This window comes from Ruegeria sp. BF12 (assembly GCF_056538705.1).
In genome coordinates this window covers 327,315-346,680 of sequence record NZ_JBQFTP010000003.1, presented here as the reverse complement: position 1 = coordinate 346,680, position 19,366 = coordinate 327,315, and the positions used below count along the sequence as shown (strand labels likewise).

19 protein-coding genes are annotated in these 19,366 nt (G+C 58.6%); 9 read left to right on the top strand and 10 right to left on the bottom strand.

Annotation, left to right across the window (positions count from 1 at the left end):
- Positions 1 to 106: 106 nt before the first annotated feature.
- The 3 genes from ACR0J0_RS07335 to ACR0J0_RS07325 are packed head-to-tail and all read right to left on the bottom strand — an operon-like array spanning position 107 to position 4,180.
- On the bottom strand, positions 107 to 2,173 hold the full coding sequence (locus ACR0J0_RS07335) for an ABC transporter permease (RefSeq protein ID WP_480662522.1): 2,067 nt from the start codon (positions 2,171 to 2,173) through the stop codon (positions 107 to 109).
- Positions 2,170 to 3,219: a quaternary amine ABC transporter ATP-binding protein gene (locus ACR0J0_RS07330; RefSeq protein WP_480662520.1), complete on the bottom strand. Its 1,050-nt coding sequence runs from the start codon at positions 3,217 to 3,219 to the stop codon at positions 2,170 to 2,172. The genes ACR0J0_RS07335 and ACR0J0_RS07330 overlap by 4 nt, the downstream gene beginning before the upstream one ends.
- A 10-nt stretch (positions 3,220 to 3,229) precedes the next feature.
- On the bottom strand, positions 3,230 to 4,180 hold the full coding sequence (locus tag ACR0J0_RS07325) for an ABC transporter substrate-binding protein (protein WP_480662518.1): 951 nt from the start codon (positions 4,178 to 4,180) through the stop codon (positions 3,230 to 3,232).
- A 416-nt stretch (positions 4,181 to 4,596) separates the two neighbouring features.
- Here ACR0J0_RS07325 and ACR0J0_RS07320 point away from each other — a divergent pair, with 416 nt between their 5' ends.
- Positions 4,597 to 5,259: a DNA-3-methyladenine glycosylase I gene (locus ACR0J0_RS07320; protein WP_480662516.1), complete on the top strand. Its 663-nt coding sequence runs from the start codon at positions 4,597 to 4,599 to the stop codon at positions 5,257 to 5,259.
- 41 nt (positions 5,260 to 5,300) lie between these two features.
- Entirely contained in the window at positions 5,301 to 5,987 is a 687-nt protein-coding gene (locus tag ACR0J0_RS07315) for a hypothetical protein (RefSeq protein WP_480662514.1), read from the top strand.
- A gap of 9 nt (positions 5,988 to 5,996) precedes the next feature.
- Here the strand turns inward: ACR0J0_RS07315 and ACR0J0_RS07310 are convergent, their stop codons facing one another.
- Entirely contained in the window at positions 5,997 to 6,395 is a 399-nt protein-coding gene (locus tag ACR0J0_RS07310) for a c-type cytochrome (protein WP_480662512.1), read from the bottom strand.
- A gap of 97 nt (positions 6,396 to 6,492) precedes the next feature.
- Here ACR0J0_RS07310 and ACR0J0_RS07305 point away from each other — a divergent pair, with 97 nt between their 5' ends.
- Positions 6,493 to 6,930: a DMT family transporter gene (locus ACR0J0_RS07305; protein ID WP_480662510.1), complete on the top strand. Its 438-nt coding sequence runs from the start codon at positions 6,493 to 6,495 to the stop codon at positions 6,928 to 6,930.
- Here the strand turns inward: ACR0J0_RS07305 and ACR0J0_RS07300 are convergent.
- Positions 6,914 to 7,600, bottom strand: a complete 687-nt coding sequence (locus tag ACR0J0_RS07300) for an ABC transporter ATP-binding protein (protein WP_480662508.1) — start codon at positions 7,598 to 7,600, stop codon at positions 6,914 to 6,916. The two genes, ACR0J0_RS07305 and ACR0J0_RS07300, sit on opposite strands and share 17 nt — an antisense overlap.
- Positions 7,593 to 8,888, bottom strand: coding sequence for a lipoprotein-releasing ABC transporter permease subunit (locus ACR0J0_RS07295; protein WP_480662506.1), 1,296 nt, complete (start codon positions 8,886 to 8,888; stop codon positions 7,593 to 7,595). Before ACR0J0_RS07295 ends, ACR0J0_RS07300 begins: the two co-directional genes overlap by 8 nt.
- A 540-nt stretch (positions 8,889 to 9,428) precedes the next feature.
- Here ACR0J0_RS07295 and ACR0J0_RS07290 point away from each other — a divergent pair.
- Positions 9,429 to 9,788, top strand: coding sequence for a hypothetical protein (locus ACR0J0_RS07290; RefSeq protein ID WP_480662504.1), 360 nt, complete (start codon positions 9,429 to 9,431; stop codon positions 9,786 to 9,788).
- Here the strand turns inward: ACR0J0_RS07290 and ACR0J0_RS07285 are convergent.
- Together ACR0J0_RS07285 and proS are read right to left on the bottom strand one after the other, a co-directional pair.
- Positions 9,785 to 10,678, bottom strand: coding sequence for a glycosyltransferase (locus tag ACR0J0_RS07285; RefSeq protein WP_480662502.1), 894 nt, complete (start codon positions 10,676 to 10,678; stop codon positions 9,785 to 9,787). The two genes, ACR0J0_RS07290 and ACR0J0_RS07285, sit on opposite strands and share 4 nt — an antisense overlap.
- The gene (gene proS / locus ACR0J0_RS07280) at positions 10,662 to 12,002 is read right to left on the bottom strand and encodes a proline--tRNA ligase (RefSeq protein ID WP_480662500.1); all 1,341 of its coding nucleotides are present in this window, start codon (positions 12,000 to 12,002) and stop codon (positions 10,662 to 10,664) included. Before proS ends, ACR0J0_RS07285 begins: the two co-directional genes overlap by 17 nt.
- Before the next feature lie 167 nt (positions 12,003 to 12,169).
- Between proS and ACR0J0_RS07275 the strand changes: the two genes are divergently transcribed.
- The 5 genes from ACR0J0_RS07275 (at position 12,170) to ACR0J0_RS07255 (ending at position 17,954) form a co-directional block, all read left to right on the top strand.
- Positions 12,170 to 13,534, top strand: coding sequence for an FAD-dependent oxidoreductase (locus ACR0J0_RS07275; RefSeq protein WP_480662499.1), 1,365 nt, complete (start codon positions 12,170 to 12,172; stop codon positions 13,532 to 13,534).
- The gene (locus ACR0J0_RS07270; protein ID WP_480662498.1) at positions 13,534 to 14,508 is read left to right on the top strand and encodes an isopenicillin N synthase family dioxygenase; all 975 of its coding nucleotides are present in this window, start codon (positions 13,534 to 13,536) and stop codon (positions 14,506 to 14,508) included. Before ACR0J0_RS07275 ends, ACR0J0_RS07270 begins: the two co-directional genes overlap by 1 nt.
- An 89-nt stretch (positions 14,509 to 14,597) precedes the next feature.
- The gene (locus ACR0J0_RS07265; protein WP_480662496.1) at positions 14,598 to 15,671 is read left to right on the top strand and encodes an AI-2E family transporter; all 1,074 of its coding nucleotides are present in this window, start codon (positions 14,598 to 14,600) and stop codon (positions 15,669 to 15,671) included.
- Entirely contained in the window at positions 15,671 to 16,348 is a 678-nt protein-coding gene (locus tag ACR0J0_RS07260; RefSeq protein ID WP_480662494.1) for an HdaA/DnaA family protein, read from the top strand. The genes ACR0J0_RS07265 and ACR0J0_RS07260 overlap by 1 nt, the downstream gene beginning before the upstream one ends.
- A gap of 61 nt (positions 16,349 to 16,409) precedes the next feature.
- On the top strand, positions 16,410 to 17,954 hold the full coding sequence (locus ACR0J0_RS07255) for a Ppx/GppA family phosphatase (protein ID WP_480662880.1): 1,545 nt from the start codon (positions 16,410 to 16,412) through the stop codon (positions 17,952 to 17,954).
- A 3-nt stretch (positions 17,955 to 17,957) separates the two neighbouring features.
- On the opposite strand, the gene ACR0J0_RS07250 is transcribed toward ACR0J0_RS07255, so the two are convergent.
- Together ACR0J0_RS07250 and ACR0J0_RS07245 are read right to left on the bottom strand one after the other, a co-directional pair.
- The gene (locus ACR0J0_RS07250) at positions 17,958 to 18,332 is read right to left on the bottom strand and encodes a hypothetical protein (protein ID WP_480662493.1); all 375 of its coding nucleotides are present in this window, start codon (positions 18,330 to 18,332) and stop codon (positions 17,958 to 17,960) included.
- Positions 18,333 to 18,369: 37 nt separating this feature from the next.
- The gene (locus tag ACR0J0_RS07245; RefSeq protein WP_480662491.1) at positions 18,370 to 19,365 is read right to left on the bottom strand and encodes an endonuclease/exonuclease/phosphatase family protein; all 996 of its coding nucleotides are present in this window, start codon (positions 19,363 to 19,365) and stop codon (positions 18,370 to 18,372) included.
- Position 19,366: the final 1 nt, after the last annotated feature.

Below are 19,366 nucleotides of genomic sequence, written 5' to 3'. Positions count from 1 at the left end.
AGTATTCTCCGAACGTGTTCGCCGGGGTTTAACGCCCTGTCCCGACATGGTCCTTGTCCGAAATCAAGTGCAGGCAAAGGGGCGACCGCGCCGCCCCTGCCCTGTCTTACAGTCCCAGCGCCTTGCGCTGTTCTTCGGCAAACCCCTGGACGATACGGTCGGCAACCAGTGCAAGGATGGCCATTGCAGCCCCGGCAGAGATACCCAGTCCTACATCTGCCTGCCCCAATGCCAGATAGATCGACTGACCAAGACCGGTGGTTCCGATCAAAGCGGCGATCACCAGCATGGCGAAGGCGTAGAGGATGGTTTGGTTCAGCCCCAGCAAGATGGTTGGCGCGGCATAGGGCGCGCGCACATCGCGCATGATCTGCCACTCAGTTGCGCCGCTGGAGATTGCAGCCTCCATCATTTCCTCGGGTGTGTTGACCAGCCCGTGACGGGTGTAGCGGATCATTGGAACGATTGCGTAAGCGCAGATCGCCAGAAAGGCCGAGAACTCGCCGATCTGAAACACCATCAGCACCGGGATCAGGAACACGAACAGAGGGATCGTCTGCAACATGTCACAGATCGGACGGACGATTTTCCAAACCGGCGACCAAACCGCGCTGGCCAATCCGATCAGCCCACCGACCACGGCGCAGGAAAACACCGCAGCACCGCTGAGATAAAGCGACAAAAGCGCTCTTTCCCAAAGGCCCGATACAAGAATGGTGCACAGCAGCCCCACCGACAGCACCGCCAACCGCCAACCGCCCGCAACATAGCTTAGCGCAGCAGCGCCGGTCAGAACGAGGGGCCATGGCAGGTTCGAGATGCCGGTTTCGAGCATGCCGATCAGGATTAGCACAACTAAACCTCCGGTCAGGTGACCACGCCACGCCATCAGCGCGGCGATGACACCTGCGGCGGCGAAGAGGCCGTAGCTCATGCCTGCTGTCCACTGGAAACCCCATGTGAACGGCAGAACAGCTTGGTCCAATCCGATCCGCAACGGCAGTAGCACATAGAACAATGAGTTGTTCTTGAGCGCGTCCAGCCATGGGCCATTGGTCTGCGTAAAGGCGGTCAGGCCACTGTCCACAGCCTCGGCCACCGGGTCCAAAAGGGTCAACTCGGACGGGTTCGGCAGCCATGCCCAGAAGGCGGCGGTGAACAAGGCGGTGAAACCCAACACCGCCCAGACGACCCGTTGATCAAACCGTTTGCGCTCGGTCGCCAGCGTGCCGCTCATCCGGTCGATCACCACAGCAAAGACAACGATAACCAGACCAGCCAGCAGCGACTCGCCAAACTGGGCCTTGCGCATGGTCAGCAGGACTTCCCAGCCGATGTCGTTGAAGCCACCGATAACGGCGGCGATGATGACCATCGACAGTGCGGCCATAAGACATTGGTTGACACCCACCATGATCTGTGTGGCCGCTGCCGGGATTTCGACCTGAAACAGCTGCTGAAACCGGGTACCGCCGGACATGATGGCGGCCTCTTTGATCTCGGGCTCGACCCGTTCCAGACCCAGCATCACGTTACGGGCCATTGGCGGGGCTGCATAAATGGCCGAGGCGATCAAGCCTACCACCGGGCCAAAGCCGAACAGAAGCAACAGCGGTGTCAGATAAGCAAAGGTCGGAACCGTCTGCATCACGTCCAGAACAGCCTGAACAAAGGACTTCACGCGCGGAACTTCGTTCGCAAGGATGCCGATGGCACCACCCACGATCAACGCGACGGGCACCGAAACAGCGACCAGAGCCAGTGTATTCATACTCTCGGCCCAGTAGCCCGAAGCCAGCACGAAACAGAGGCCAAAGAAGCCAAGCGCCGCCATCGGCAAGCCGCCCAGATACCAGCCCAGCGCCGTCACCAGACCAATAAGGATGGGCCAAGGCGTATTTCCCAACACGAAATTGGCCGCGTTCATGGGATAGGCCATCAGGTCGGAAAACAACCGCATCGCCGGTTTGATGCCGTTCAGAAACCAGTCCAGAAACGCTCCAACCCATTGTGTCGCGGGCAGTTCCCACGCTGCGGGCCACTTGACCAGCCACGGCGCGACACCTTCCAGCGCCAAGCAAATGGCTCCGACAACGACCGTGATCAGAGCAGCCTGCGCACCTACCGTAAGGCGCGACACGTGTTGCGACGGGATTCCCGTTAAGGCTGTCATGTCTCTTCCACCTGTAAGGCGGCAGCGAGATCAGAAGGATGAACCGTCCCAACAATATTGCCGTTTTCGTCGCGCACCGGAACGGGCTCATATAGCTCCATGCAATGCGCCAGTGCGGCGTCCAAAGTCATTGATGTGGTCAGGCCCGGATCGTCCGGCCCACGTTGGTCGTCATCCCGCATGACCGAAGCGACCTTGGCGTGCTGGCCCTTCGCCACGTCCTTCGAAAACTCTCGGACATAGTCGTCGACCGGGCGCAGGACGATATCAGTAGGCGTACCGATCTGCACAATCTTGCCATCCCGCATAATGGCGATGCGGTCGGCTAATTTCAGGGCTTCTTGTATATCGTGAGTGATGAAGACGATAGATTTCTTGAGCGTCGCCTGAATGCGCAGGAATTCGTCCTGCAACTGGCGGCGGATCAGAGGGTCTAGGGCCGAGAACGGTTCATCCAGAAACCAGATATCGGGGTTTACGGCCAAGGACCGCGCGATCCCCACGCGCTGACGCTGACCACCGGAAAGCTGACGGGGAAAGCTGTCCTCACGCCCCTCCAGTCCGACAAGCGTGATGACTTCTTGCGCACGAGCCAGACGTTCCTTTTTGCCAACGCCCTGCACGCGCAGCGGGTAAGCCACGTTCTCGGCAACCGTCATATGTGGAAAAAGGCCGAAATGCTGGAACACCATGCCCAGCTTTTTGCGCCGCAATTCGGTTAGCGCTTTTTTCGATGCGCCAATGACGTTTTCACCATCGACCCGAATTTCCCCACCCGTTCCCGGCAGCAACTGAGAAATACAGCGGATCAGCGTGGATTTACCCGACCCCGACAACCCCATGATGACGAAAAGCTCGCCTTCTTTGACTTCGAAATCTGCGTCCTGAACGGCAGGGATGAACCCGTGTTCGCGCAGATCGGCGGCGGCTTTGTCCGCGTCATTCCCTGACCGAGACAGCGCGTCGGTCAGGGCTTTGTCTGCGCCTTGGCCAAAGACCTGCCAGAGATTCTGGCAGGCGATGGCTGGCGTATTCGCGTCAGTCACTTATGCGAACTCACTGCGTTGCCGCGTCGACAACCGGACGCCACTTGTCTTCGTTCTCGGCCATCCAAGCGGCGACGACCTCTTCGACCTGACCGCCGTCAACGTCGATCGCACCCATCATCGGCTGCTGGTCTTCGACCGCCAGCTGATAGTTGGACAGGATTTCAAAGGCGGCTGGCCATTTGTCTTCCATGCCGTTCCAGCTGGCCTTGAAGATGCGCGAAGGCGAGAAATCGCAGTCGTTCACAGCGTTCGGGTTCGGCCCCCATGCCGGATCGTTAAAGCATGCTTCCTCGCCCGCGGGCAGGTCAACGAACTGCACGTCATAGGCCGACATCGCCCAATGAGGCTGCCAGAAGGTGATCAGCAAAGGCGACTTGCGCTCGGTCGAGGCGCGCAGCTCGGCGATCAGAGCACCTTCGGAACCGGCAGGAACCGCCTTGAACGGAAGCTCAAGACCAACCATGCGGTCCGCGCCCGGTGTACCCCAATCGGCAGGGTAGTCAACCAGACGCCCACCTGGCAAAGTTTCAGCAGTTGCAAAGACTTGCGCGCAGTCCTTCAGCGCTTCCCATGCGGGCAAACCCGGGCACAGTTCGGCCACATGCGCCGGATAGGCGATGCCTTCTTTGGCGTCCAGCCCCAGATCGCCGATCTCGACGACGGTGCCTTCGTCGATCTTCTTGGCGTATTCGTCCGAAACGTTGGACGACCAGATTTCAAGCGTAGCTGTGATGTCGCCGTCCGCGATCGCCTGGAACTGGTTCATCATACCGGCGGTGACGTATTCGACATTGTAGCCCGCAGCCTTCAGCATCTCGCCCGCCACGTGGGTTGTCACGTGCTGACCAGTCCATTCGTTGATCGCCAGTTTTATCGGTTCGTCCACGGCGCCCATTTCGGCGGCATAAGCGGAACCGGCTACCATCATAGCCAAGAGGCTGACACTGAGTTTTTTCATCGACATTCTCCCTGTCTTATTTGTGTACCGTCCGCCTCGGCGCAAACTCTCGCGCCGGTAGGTTCGTCGGACGACAATACCATGTCGCAACATGCACAATTTTAGCCGCAAAAGGGAAGTGAACACTTTGAACCAAGGCGGAATTTTTCACCTCGGACCAAGCTGCAAGTCCCCACCCGCTGCCTTGTGCCGAACACCCGCGCCGCCCGTGTTTTCACCTTTTTCGACGCGGGACATTGATTGACGAGTCAATCACAAACCCGAATCCCCTGTTTTGTCGAGCATTTCTTTCTGCAAACGCCGATTTTTCTGCAGAGTCCCAATCACGACGGTACTAAAAACCCAAAAATGCGCCTGTTTTGAGATCTTGCAACCCACCGCCCGTCGGGCAAACCTGACCGCGGAGGACACAACAGATGCGCCACTTTGAAGAGATATTCGCCATTGCAGCCGATCGCCACGGCGGTCCAGCTGCCTTGGAGGCAAAACTAAGCAAACCCAAAAGCCCGGCCGAGCTTGCGGCCATGCCAGACGATCGCTGGCTGTCGATCATCACCAAATGCGTCTTTCAGGCCGGGTTCAACTGGAAGGTCATCGAAAACAAATGGGACGGTTTTGAGGCCGCCTTTGATAGGTTCGATGTCGGGCTCTGCGCCTTCATGGATGATGAAAAATTCGACGCTTTGCTTCAGGACAAGCGTATCGTCCGCAATGGAACCAAGATCGCCACGGTTCGCGACAATGCTGCCTTTCTGCTGGAGTTGCGCGAAGAAGGCGGCGCGGGTCAGGTTCTGGGCGGCTGGCCGTCGACCGACTACATCGGACTTTTGGCAATGTTGGCCAAGCGCGGATCACGCTTGGGTGGGGCCTCGGCCCAGTATGCGATGCGTTTTGCCGGGCGGGACAGTTTTATCCTCTCGCAAGACGTGACTGCGCGATTGGTTGCCGAAGGAGTGGTCGACAAGACTCCGACCTCGAAAAGAGCGATGGCGGCGGTTCAAGAGGCTTTCAATACGTGGATGGATCAATCCAATCGTTCGCTGACAGAAATCAGCCGTGTGTTGGCGATGAGCCTGTGAAAACGGGTTGCAGCGCGGGGCCTTCGCATTAGGCTTGAACTATGGTCCCTCGCATTTTGATGACGCTTCTCTTTCTGTTTGCCGCCTGCGGTCGTCCGCTGACGGATCAGGAACGCGACTTTGCCAGTGTTGTCCAGGGTGAAACACTGAACTTGGATCGCGTGCGTCTGGTTGAGGGTGCTCCGGTCGCGCCAATCACGTTCTACCGCAAAGACCGCCCACGCCTGGCCTGCCGGGAACGTATTCTTCCCCCAACCGAAGAAGGGATCGTCACCGCAAAACCGGCTGCTGTTGCCTTGTTCAACAAGATCTATTTCACAGAGGAATGGTATCTTGAGGACTACATGTCCGACTTTCCAGAGCAAATGGACCTGATTTCCGCGATGTTGCTGGCGCACGAGTTGACCCATGTCTGGCAATGGCAGAATCGCAAGACCACCGGATACCACCCCCTACGCGCAGCCGCCGAGCATGGCGGGAACAAGGACCCCTATCAGTTCGATCTGAAGACATCGCCGGACTTTCTGTCCTATGGGTTCGAGCAACAGGGGGCGATTGTCGAAGAATATGTTTGCTGCCGGGCGCTGGATCCGGCCGCACCGCGAACGCAAAGGCTTCACGAAATGCTGGGTACACATTTCGACCTGTCGCCCCTGCCCGGCACAGAACGGGAACGTGCCGTTGTCATCCCCTGGAGCGGGGCCAAGGTCGAGGGTATCTGCCGCTAAGGCCAAGTTTCATTGAAGCGTTTGCAGATATGCCACCAGGTCCACAATCGGCTGACTGGTCAGGATCGGCTGGCCATCAGGTGTTTTCATCGAGGTGTCTTGCCCCTCGAAATAGGGGCCATAGACGGGCATCGGGCTACCGTGACTGACCAACGGGTCGCGCCCGTCGATACGCGCCACGACGCGGGCCGTTGGGAAAACGCCATCCTCTCCGGCAAGTTGCGTCAGATCAGTGGGTTGAATGATCAGCACACCAGCCATTGGACCGTGCCCGGTTGCATCAATCCCATGGCACGTGGCGCAATAATGCCCATACAACTCGGCACCGGTTTCCACGTTCTGCGCCATGGCCTGAGACGCCACGGCGGCCATCCCCATGCAAATAGTCCCGAACAAGGGCCTGATCATCGCATCCTCCTGTCTCGATTGACATTTGCAGGCTTGCCCGTCGGACAGCTTGGCGCAATGATCCAGATCAACGAACCGGGCGCAGAGGATACAGGCAATGACTCAATACGCAGCGATCATGTTGGCAGCCGGGATCGGTGTCCCGATTCTGGCGGCGCTGAATGCGGCTCTGGGCAAGCTGATCGGGTCGCCCACCACTGCAGCGGTGATCCTGTTTGCCATCGCGTTCATCGCTTCGGCGCTGGTCATGCTGCTGTTTCCGGGCATGGAGGCGTTGTCGAAGGTGGGCCAAGCGCCGAAACACCTGCTTTTGGCCGGCGTCTTGATTGCGTTCTACGTTCTGTCCATCACACATGTCGCGCCACATTTCGGCGTCGGCAACGCAGTGTTCTTTGTTTTGCTGGGGCAACTGATCAGCACGGCGGCCATTGATCACTTTGGCCTATTTGGCGCTCAGATCACGCCGCTGACCTGGATCCGCGCCGGGGGCATCGCAGTGATGGCCGTCGGGGTCGCCATTACTCAACTGGCCTGAGCATACCCGCCTCAAGCCGCAGCTTTCGGTCCATCCGCGCCGCAAGGTCCATGTTGTGCGTCGCGATCAGCGCCGAAAGCCCCTCGTCTCGGACCAGCGCCATCAGGGCATCAAACACCTGATCAGACGTTTCAGGGTCCAGATTGCCAGTCGGTTCATCCGCCAACAGAATGCGCGGCTTGTTGGCCAAGGCCCGACAAAAAGCCACCCGCTGCTGCTCGCCACCTGACAACGCGGCAGGGCGGTGGTCCGCGCGTGCTGCGACGCCAACACGGTCCAACAACGTCATGGCTCTTTCTTGCGCGGTTTTCTCGGAGATACCGTTGGCCAGTTGCGGCAGAGTGATGTTTTCGAGCGCGGTGAATTCAGGCAGCAAGTGGTGGAACTGGTACACAAACCCCACATCCTGCCGCCGCAGAGCGGTACGCGTCCTGTCGCCCCTGCCCGCCACATTCTGACCCGAAATCTCCACCGACCCGTTGTCCGGAGTGTCCAGCAACCCAGCGATGTGCAACAGCGTCGACTTACCTGCACCGGACGGCGCCACCAAGGCCACCGCCTCGCCAGCGCGAAGTTCCAGATCCACACCGCGCAGCACCTGAACCTCACCGGGTGTGCCCTTCAGATAGGTCTTGGTCAGGCCATCCAGCCGCATCGTCACATCATTCATAGCGCAGCGCCTCAACCGGATTCATCCGCGCCGCGCGACGGGCGGGGAAATAGGTCACAAAGAAGGACAGCCCCAGCGACAATCCGATTGCCTTGAGAACGTCTGTCAGGTGCAACTCAGCCGGCAGGGCATAAATACCGCGAATGGACGGGTCCCATACTCCACCACCCATGACATAGTTCACGAATGAGAAAATCGGATCGATATAGATTGCAAACAGACAACCCAGGATCACCCCGATCGCCGTGCCGATGATCCCGGTGAATGCCCCACAGATGAAAAAGACCCGCAGAACGGAACCTTCGCTCAACCCAATTGTGCGGAGGATGCCAATGTCCCGCCCCTTGTTCTTGACCAGCATGATCAGGCCGGAAACGATATTCATCGCGGCGATCAAGACAAGGATCGACAGGATGATGAACATCACATTGTCCTCAACTTCCAGCGCCCGCAGGAACCCGCCCGAGGCGTCCTTCCATGTCCAGATCTGACTGCGCGGGCCCGCAGCCTCGAGGATCGGGATCAGGACGGGATTCATCTCCTCGGGTCGTTCGACCATCACTTCGATTTCGTCAGCTACACCTTCGCGATTGAAAAAGGCCTGGGCCTGTTCGAACGGCATGTAAACGCGGGTCCGGTCGATGTCATATCGCCCCGCTGAGAAAACGTAGACTACGCGATAAGCGTTTACGCGCGGGGAAGTACCAAAGGCGGTCTTTACTCCGTTGGGTGATGTCAGTTTGACCGTGTCACCAACTGTCGCACCAATGCTGCGGGCCACACCAGACCCGATGGCAATCACATCTTCGCCGTTCTGAAACTGAGACAGGTCACCGACAGCCTGTTCGCTTTCCGCTACGCCCGGCAGATCACGCAGGTCGTCGGGTTGAATACCAAACACCTCGACCCCGCTGCTGCGGTCGCGATTGGTGATCAGGACCTGGCCTTTGACCAGAGGGGCTGCACGTTCCACACCGGGAACCTGCGCAATTCGGGTAGTCATTTCTTCGTAGTCCGCGATCCTACGGTCCACGCGCCCCTGTGCGTCAAACTCGCCAGCAGAATAGACCGTCACATGCGCGTTGGCGCCCAGAATGGTGCCCACAAATTCAGACCGGAACCCCGATCTGACGGCCAAAGTGGCAATCAGCGCAAAAACGGCCAACGTGATCCCGACAAGGGAAATCCACGTCATAACGCTGACGCCACCCTCGGCGCGACGGGCGCGCAGGTAACGCCAGGCGATTTTCCATTCAAAGGGGGCAAAGGGCGGGGGTGTTTTGGCCATGCTTGTTCCGGTTGCTTTGTTGACGCGACCCTTTCGGCATTTCACCAGATGGTCAACCCGGTAGTCGGCCCCGTCGGTCCCGCCGTGCGGATTAGCACCTGTTCTCCGCCTCACGGGTCGGGGCCGCCTGGTCCGGTCCCGCTGGAAATCGCGAAGGCCAGGCAGTGCATCGCGCCATGTCATAGACGCAAGAGCTGCAATTTTCAGGCGATTGCCTTCATGGATGGTGGTCTTAGGTCAGAGATTTCCACCTTGTCCAATTCACGTCAAAGCTCGGAATCTGCGAATCAGTCGTGCCCTGGGTCGAACATGCATTCGAACTAAAAGGAGATCGCCCGCCAACCGAATACACCATCGGTTGTGACGCTCTTCACAGACAGCTGGATATTGTTTCATGTATGAAGTCAATGTGAGCACGGCGAGGCAAACTGAACTCAAAATGCAACATTTTAGACGCAACTTTATTTCGCTTTTTGCTTATTTTTGGAAATTTTGTCACCCTTATTACGGGGGAATACATTTTTAGAGCGGGGGTCGCTCATGAGTATTCGAATTGAATCAGAACTACCGGACACTATTTCGGTCCGACAAATATCAACAGAACTGGATTGTGAATCCGCAGCCTTGCTGCGTGCAACGATACTTCCGATCTTTGCCAGCGCTGCAAGCTGGGCGGGTCTGACGGGCATCCTGAACGACAAGGGTTATGGTCTTGTCTTCCGGGATGGACGGATGTGCATCACGGACAACCTGACCGGAGACCGGGTTTGCGGACTGCGCTTTCTGGGCCTTGAATTCAAGGAACTGGTCCGGAGGTTAGGACGTCCGATCGTGGTCGCGCGAGGTCAGCAAGCTGACGGAGACATTCTGACAGCCCGTCCGACGGCGGGCCGCGCCTAGTAGCTGCGCCAGAACTGAACAGACCGGCGCATGGTCTTCCACAAGCTGTGGCGTGCGGCTGCTTTGATTGCGTCCGATGTACCGGGCTTTAACAATCGTTCCAGGATCAAAGGCGCGGGCATGTGGCCGCGCCGGAAGAACCGGAAGAAGTCTTCCGGCGTCAGGTCGTGGGCCGCTTTGAACCCTTCGTAGTATTTCATCCAGACACGGGCGTAATCTTCGGCGGTTATTACAATGTCGCTGGTCACTCCCCTGCCCCAGAACATGGAAATCGGGTCGTCCGTGCGTTCGCCTTGATACCCTTCGGTCAATAACCGCAACATCAGATCGTAATCGGCAGCAACGCGAAACTGCGTGTCGTGCCCGCCCAGAGCGAGGAACACATCCCGTTTCAACAGCACTGAATTATGGCAGAATGGCATCCGCTGCAGGATCGCTGTCAGCGACATCCGCTTTTCTCGGGTTTCCGATCCGTCCTCGTACCGCCGCAAGGTCGAGCCATAGAGGAAATCCGGCCGGGTTGCCTCAAGCCGATCGGCGACGGTGTTCAAGATGTCATCGGACGCCAAGGAATCATCCGAGTTCAGGAACAGCAGGTATTCCCCGTGTGCGGCCTGCGCCCCCTTGTTCATGGCATCATACAAACCAGAATCCGGTTCGCTAATCAGACGGGTGCGTGGAGCATCCGCAGTCAATTCCTGCAGAAACTCCACAGTCCCATCGGTCGAAGCGCCGTCCTGAATAATGTGCTCAGCCCGGACACAGCCCTGGCGCGCCATGCAATCGATCACCTCGCGAAAGCTATCCTGCCGCCCTTGCGACAGCAGGTTGTAGGTCGCAGTGATGACCGAGATCAGCGGCGCGCCGATTGGGTCAGCCGATGCGCTCATAGATCTCGGCGATCTTGGTGACGGCGGCCTCGGGGCTCAGCTCTTCGCTTTCGCCGGTGCGACGGCTTGTCAGTTCAACCACCCCGTTCTTCAGACCGCGCGGACCAACCGTGATGCGCCATGGCAGACCGATCAGGTCCATGGTGGCGAACTTGCCCCCGGCCCTTTCGTTGCGATCATCGTAAAGCGGCTCGAGCCCCAGAGCAGTCAGCGCGCCGTAGATCTTGTCGCAGGCTGCGTCGGCCTCGTCATCACCCTGTTTCAGGTTGACGATCCCGCAATGGAACGGAGTTACGCCTTCCGGCCAGATGATACCTTTGTCGTCATGGCTGGCCTCGATGATCGCGCCGACCAGACGGCTGACGCCGATACCGTGGCTGCCCATGTGAACCGGCGTCGGCTTGCCATCCGGGCCTTGAACAGTTGCGCCCATGGCCTCGGAATACTTGGTACCGAAATAGAAGATCTGGCCAACCTCGATCCCGCGCGCCACGCGGCGACGCTCTTCCGGGATCTGGTTGAACAGCACCTCGTCATGAGTTTCATCTGTACGAGCATATTTCGAAGTGAATTCTTCCAGGATCGCCTGACACTGCGCGCGGTCATCATAATCGATCTGACGATCACCAAAGGTCAAGTCGGTGACTGCACTGTCGTAAAACACCTCGGACTCACCGGTATCGGCCAGCACGAGGAATTCGTGCGTATTGTCGCCACCGATGGGGCCGGAGTCGGCGCGCATTGGCAGGGCCTGCAGGCCCATACGCTCATAGGTGCGCAGATAAGTGACCAGATGACGGTTATAGGCGTGCAGCGCATCCTCTTTGGTCAGGTCGAAATTGTATCCGTCCTTCATATAGAACTCACGACCACGCATCACGCCGAAGCGGGGGCGGATCTCATCGCGGAATTTCCACTGGATCTGGTAAAGCGTCAACGGCAGGTCCTTGTAGCTGTTGACGTGGCCGCGGAAGATGTCGGTCACCAGTTCTTCGGCGGTCGGCGTGAACAGCATATCGCGGTCATGCCGGTCTTTCATACGCAGCATTTCCTGACCGTAGTCATCATAGCGACCGGATTCGCGCCACAGGTCCGCCGATTGAATGATGGGCATCTGGATCGCAATATGGCCAGCGCGCGCCTGCTCTTCATGGATGATGTTTTCCAGCTTGCGCAGAACCTTGAAGCCCAGCGGAAGCCACGAATAGATCCCGGCAGACGCTTGCTTGATCATCCCGGCACGCAGCATCAGCCGGTGGCTGACGATCTGGGCCTCGGAGGGGTTTTCCTTGAGAACGGGCAGAAAGTAACGGCTGAGGCGCATTTTGAACCTTTAAAGGTGAATTCGGACTTCAAAGGTCATTATTCCAAAGCCCCGCTGGGGGCAATCGGCCAATGGTAATTTTGCGACCCCAAGTCAGTCGGATTTTTGATTGACCCGCCAGTCAGGGTTTTCAATTGTGACTGAAATGTAAATTCCAGGGGGCACCCATGCAGACCATTCAGGAACCCGCTCGTCATATCCCTGTCGTCCACCAAACGGACGTTCTGGTCGTAGGCTCCGGCCCCGCCGGATTGGCCGCCGCGTTGGCAGCCGCGCGCGCGGGGGCCGAGGTGTCTCTGGTCGACCGGTTCGGCTGCATGGGTGGCAACATCACCGCCGTTGGCGTCGAAGGATTCGCCTGGTACCGGCACGAACAAACGGTCGAGGCCGGCGGTATTGGTATGGAGTTCGAAAACCGCGCCAAGGAAATGGGCGCTGCTGTGCCCGAAAGCCAGTCGCTGAGTTATGAGTTGGACAGCGAAGGGTTCAAACTGGTTGCCGACAAACTGGTCGAAGAGGCAGGCGTCCACCCGATGCTGCACCGGCAGTTCGTCGCTCCGATCATGGAGGGCGACCGGATCACCGGCATCATCACAGAGTCCAAGGCAGGGCGCGAGGCGATTTTGGCCAAGGTCGTGATCGACGCCACCGGAGACGCAGACGTCGCCCACCGCGCAGGTGCGCCGACCCACAAAACTGCCCGCGAAGACATGATGGCGGCCTCGGTCATGTTCCATCTGGCCGGTGTCGACAAGCGCGCCTTTATGGAGGGCGTAAAGGCCGACCCGCAAACCTATAAAGATTGGGGCGGTGGCGGCGAGTGGAACATTGAGACCTCGGGCAAAGAGGACGATATGTTCTCACCCTTCGTGCACAAGCCCTTCCAGCAGGCCATTGATGAGGGGTTGATCCCACCGCATCTGAACACCATCGCAGGCACATGGGGCGCGATGCACGATACGGGTGAACTGACCTATATGAACCTCATCCATCTGGCCGAGGTCGACGGCACAGACCCCGATAGCCTGACACGGGGCGAGATTGAGGGCCGCCGTCAGTCGATGCTTGCCATTGAGGCGCTGCGCCGGTTCATGCCCGGTTGTGAAAACGCACGGCTGCGGAACTTTGGGATGACTATCGGCATCCGCGACACCCGCAAGATCGACGCAGTCTACAACATGACCGAAGATGACGCTCGCCATCAGGGCCGGTTCGAGGATACGATCGGCATTTACCCCGAATTCATCGATGGATATGGCATCCTGATCCTGCCGACCACCGGGCGGTACATGCAGGTGCCCTATCGCTCGATGTTGCCCAAAGGTGTCAAAGGGCTGCTGGTCGCTGGCCGCTCGCACGGTGCGGATAGGGTTGCCCACGCAGCGACACGTAACATGGCCTGCTGCGCGGTCATGGGTCAGGGCGCGGGTATCGCAGCGGCGCTGTCGCTGAAAAGCAATCAGGAGCTGCACAAGCTGAACCTTGCCCCAGTCCATGCAGAGCTGGACCGCCAAGGCGTGAGGATTCACTGATGCAAACAATTCCTACGATCGACATTTCTCCGCTCAACGACGCTTCGCACCCGGATCACGGTGCTACGGTCCGGAGAATCCTTGATGCGTGCACCGATATCGGATTCCTGTCCATCACCGGCACCGGTGTTTCGCAGGAAACCGTCGATGAGGTGCGTGCCAAGGCTCGGGCGATCTTTGACATCGGCGAACAGAGCAAGTGGGATCAGGCCATCACCCGCGACAACTATCGCGGTTACATTCCGATGGGGTTTTTCACTCCAAACGACGGCTCGGGCAAAGCGGACAAATACGAAGGCTACAAGCTGCATTTCGATGTGCCCGAGGAAGCCTCGGTGCGTCAGGACTGCGCGCTCTATGGCCCGAACCTCTGGCCGAACGAAGTGCCCGAGGCGCGGGATGTTATTCTGGATTATTGGGTGCAACTGGACCGGGTGACGGACTTGCTGTTGGGCGCACTGGAGATCGGTCTGGACCTGAAGCCGAACGTCTTGAGTGACGCCTTCGTCACACCAATGACCAACATGACGTTGCTGCACTACCCTCCGCAGGCTCCGGACGAGGAAGGGTTCGGCATTCATCCGCACAAAGACACGGACGCTCTGACCATCATCGCGCCGGACCCTGTCGGTGGACTTGAGGTACAAACCCGCGACGGCGGCTGGATCACTCCGGATTGTCCGCCCGGCGGGTTTGTCGTCAATATCGGTGACATGCTCGAATTGTGGTCGGGCGGCCGGTTGAAATCCACACCCCATCGGGTGGTCAACACATCAGGCAAAGAGCGCTACTCTTTCCCCTATTTCGCGGTTCCACGTCACGACGTTGTCGTAGCGCCGCTGCTGACACCTGTGCCCGGTTTTGACCGGCCGTCAGTTCACTGCGGGCATTGGTCGGCCGAAATCTGGCGCACCAACTGGCCGGACGAAACCGCCACCGCCGACACCCCGGAGCTTGGCACTCTAAGCTCCTGAGGTCTGGAAAACCCCACGCATGAACCGCTTGCATCACAGGGCCGCATAAGCCAAGAACACCGGTAAAAGCCAAGAACAAGGGGACACGCATGGCCTTGCCGGTAAAGGATCAACTCAGATACTGGGGCATTGCCGCTGCAATTTTTGTGCTTTGCTTGTGGGCACTTGGAGACGTTCTGCTGCCGTTCGTGATCGGCGGCGCCATCGCCTATTTCCTTGATCCGGTTGCGGACCGGCTGGAAAACCTCGGTCTGTCACGCATGGCGGCCACCGCGATCATCACAGTTGTCGGCATCCTGAGTTTTGCCCTGATGATCCTGATGGTGGTGCCAGCCCTGATCACTCAGTTGATCGAGCTGGTCGAGGTCATGCCCAGCCTGTTCCAACAACTGCGCGGCTTCATTGAACAACAGTTTCCATCCCTTTTGGATCGCGAGTCCAATTCGCATCAGGCTCTGGTGTCGCTGGGCGAGACGCTGAAATCCAAGACAGGCGACGTTCTGCAATCCGTTGCAGCCTCGGTAGGGTCCGCGGTCAATGTGGTCGTTCTGCTGGTTATCGTTCCGGTCGTGGCCGTCTACATGCTGCTGGATTGGGATCGCATGATCGCCCGCATCGGAGAGCTGCTGCCGCGCGACCACGCCCCCACGATCAAACGTCTGGCCGGAGAAATTGACGCCGTTCTGGCCTCATTCGTTCGCGGCATGGGCACTGTCTGCCTGATCCTCGGCACGTACTACGCCGTGGCGCTGATGGCTGTCGGCCTGCAATTCGGATTGATTGTCGGATTTATTGCCGGGCTGGTCACGTTCATCCCTTACCTCGGGGCGCTTATCGGCGGCACGCTGGCCATCGGTCTGGCTCTGTTCCAGTTCTGGGGAGATTGGGCGTATATTGGTCTGGTTGCCGGTATCTTTGCGCTGGGTCAAGTGGCCGAGGGCAATTTCCTGACGCCGAAACTTGTTGGAAACTCAGTTGGCCTGCACCCTGTCTGGTTGCTGCTGGCCCTGTCGGTCTTTGGAGCGTTGTTCGGCTTTGTCGGGATGCTGGTTGCCGTTCCCGTCGCTGCGGCACTGGGCGTGATCGCGCGGTTTGGTACATCGGTCTACCTCGATAGCCGCCTGTATACTGGCCTTGAAAGCGCGGACCGGGAAGATTCCTAATGGCCCTTCAACTGAGCTTTGACCTTCCGGCCAAGACGGCGCTGGGGCGTGAGGATTTTTTTGTATCGCCTGCGAATGCCTTGGCCGTCGCAATGATCTCGGCCACCTCCTGGCCGGGCAACAAACTGGTACTGAGCGGCCCCGCCGGCGCAGGAAAAACCCATCTGGCCCATGTCTGGGCGGCGGAAACCGGTGGGCGGATCATTCAGGCCTCAGACGTCAGATACGACGATGTCCCCAGCCTCGCTGGTACCGCGGTGGCGGTGGAAGACGTACCGATGGTCGCTGGTGATCCCGAACAGCAAAAGACGCTGTTTCACCTGCACAACCTTGTGCTGGCAGAAGGAAACGCCCTGCTGATGACCGGACGGCTTGCGCCCAAATTCTGGCAATTGCCATTGCCGGACTTGCAAAGCCGGATCGAAGGCGCGCATCATGTGGCGCTTGATCCACCGGATGACGCCCTGCTGGGTGCGGTTTTGGCCAAGCTGTTCGTGGACCGGCAATTGAACCCCAGCCCCGACGTGATCGCCTATCTGGTCAAACATATGGACCGGCGCTTTGAAACGGCGGCGAGCGTCGTGGCGCAACTTGACCAGCTTGCCCTGTCGGAGAAACGCGACATAACCCGTGCGCTGGCAGTGCGTGTTCTGAACGCGGATTTGGACGATGTCTAATCTGGTAATTGACCCGCAACCGGTCATCTCGCATTCTGCACCCGGAATACCTGGAAGTGACATGGATCAGACTGTCGAAACCGAAATCCCTGACTGGGGGCCGTTCGGCAAGCCCCTCTTCGACGATCCCGAAGCGCGAGCCTTGTCGCGCGTGGGCGTGGTCGATGTCGGATCGAACTCGGTCCGGATGGTCATCTTTGACGGCGCGGCGCGATCACCGGCTTACTTCTACAATGAAAAGGTGATGTGCGAGCTGGGTGCTGGCTTGTCGGATACCGGGCACCTCAACCCGCTTGGCCGCAAACGCGCACTGGCGGCGTTGCGACGGTTTGCCCGGCTGTCTGACGATCTGGGCCTGCCCGGCTTGCATGTCGTTGCAACTGCCGCGGTACGCGAAGCCAAGGACGGCCCTGAGTTTTGCGACGAGGTCAAAGCCGAAACCGGCCTGACCGTTTCCGTCGTCAACGGCGACGAAGAGGCCCGCCTGTCGGCGCAGGGTGTCTTGCTGGGCTGGCCCGGCGCGTATGGTCTGATCTGCGACATCGGCGGGTCATCCATGGAACTTGCCGAAATTGGAGACGGTGATGTCGGGCGGCGTGTGACCTCGGCGCTGGGTCCCCTGAAACTGCGGGACATCAAAGGCGGACGTCGGGCGCGCAAGGCTCACATCAAAGCCACGATGGAGAATCTGCGCGATCAGATGGGGCCGCAACGCGACCGGCTGTTCCTTGTGGGCGGTAGTTGGCGAGCCTTTGCGCGACTGGACATGCTGCGCCGGGGGTATCCCCTGAACGTACTGCATGAATACCGCATGACCACAAAACAGGTGCGCGAGACCATCAAGCTCATTGAAAAGGGTGATCCGGATAAGCTGCGCAGTCAGGCCGGGGTGTCAGGGTCACGGATGGCACTGATGCCCTATGCGATGGACGTCCTGGCGCGATTGATCCGCACATTCAAACCCAAGGATATCGCAATCTCAAGCTATGGTATCCGCGAAGGGTTGCTGTATGAGCAGATGCCGCAGAACCTGCGAGACTGCGACCCGCTGATCGAGGCAAGCAGATTTTCCGAAGCCAAGGATTCCCGTTTACCCGGCTTTGGCAAACACCTGTTCGATTTCGTCATGCCGCTGTTCAAGTCTGCTCCGCCCGCGCGTGTGCGCCTGGTGAAAGCGGCCTGCCTTTTGCATGATGTCAGTTGGCGTGCCCATCCCGACTATCGGGCCGAGGTCTGCTTTGACAACGTGACGCGCGCCAATCTGGGTGGCCTGAAACACTCGGAGCGGGTCTTTATCGGGCTGGCGTTGCAACACCGATACCGAAACAAGCGCGAAGGCAACCGATTTGCCCCGCTCTACGAACTGCTAGACGAGAAAGACCAGAAACAGGCCGAGATATTGGGTAAGGCGATGCGGTTTGGTGCCATGTTGTGGATGAAAAACGACGCCAAAATGGGAACGTTGAAATTCTATCCCAAAAAGCGGCAGCTTGAGCTGTTTCTGCCCACTGCGGCAAGCCCCTTGTTCAGCGAGGTCGCCGTGGCGCGGTTGAATTCACTGGCCAGCGCACTGAAATCAGAGACCCGCGTCATCATCCGGGACTAAACCTCAGATTTCGATCTCGCCCTCGGGCGCGCTTTCAGGCAATTCCGGCTGCACATCGGGGTCTTGAGGGGGCTTCTTTCGAATAATGATATCACCGTTGGGTAAGATCTCGGGCGCTTCATAGGCGCTCCAATCCTGAATTTCACCCGCCAGATCGGCCAAGGCGGGCCCCATTTCCGCGATAAATGACTGCATGGCCGGGCCGAATTGGTCCGCAAGCCCAAGAAGATCTTCCAGAGCGGGTTCCATCTCTTGCCGCAGGCCCTCAAAGAACAACTCGGCCCCCTGCTCCATAAGGGATTTGCTCCCCTCTTCCTCGGCAGAGGCAGGATTGACCATAGCCACGGTCAGCGCGCAAATGGGGATGAGATGTTTCATTTCTAAAATATAGAGCACCTGAAACGCGGTTGGAAGATCACAGCTCGATATCCAGAGTTACAGGGAAATGGTCAGACGCCGTGAGCAATGCCTCATGCAACTCCCGCGCGCCACGGCAGGCCGGATCGCGAAATGGATGCCAAATGCGCCAATCCGGGCGACGCCCCTTTAACCCGTCGCTGATCATGATGTAGTCCAACAACGCCTCAAGGTACCCGCGATCTTCCGCGCGATAAAAACGCGCCGTCGAAGGGCGTTCGCCCGTTTCTGATCCGAAAGCCGTTTCCGCGTGGGGGTCGAATAATCCTGATTGCAACAGAATTTCGACCGATGAGCGACCGAACAGGTTTTCGAATTCGTCCAGCCCCGGACCGTCGTTCAGATCACCCAGCAAGATCACCTGTTCACCATCCGCAAGATGTGCTTTGACCCGTCTGCCCAGCCAGATGGCCTGCGCCAACTGTTTCCGGCGATTGGCGATCGAGATACGGATCGCCTCATCTCGGGATTCCGCCCCATGAGGCGCTTTTGACTTCAGATGCGCGCCGATAAGGCGGAACCGTTCGCCCTCTTTGGTTTCGGCGGCCAGTTCCATCGGCGGCTTGGAAAACTGCACCTGATCCTCGGTCGCGTCGATATCAAGGTCGATATGAAAATCCTGATCGAAACGCGGGGCCCTTTGGCCTCCGTCTTTTGGATCATGTCGCACTTTCAGAACGCGCGGATCGTATAGCAAGGCCAGTTCCTGATGCGTCTCATTGGCAAATCCCATCACAGCTTCGCTGGTACGCAGATCGAAAGCCTCGGCATAGTTTTGCAGTGCCCGGACAGTGTTCTGAGATTTGCCAGTGTTTGGTGCTTCGACAACTAGCACAGCATCGGCATCGATCGCGGTAAGTACCTTGGCGATGGCCTCAATCTGCTGTGCTTTGGTGACATCGTGGCGCCCTGACCAACTGTCATCCACGATCAGTTCGTCATGACGGTCAAACAGATTGGCAAACCATTCGATGTTGTAGGTCGCCAGACGCATG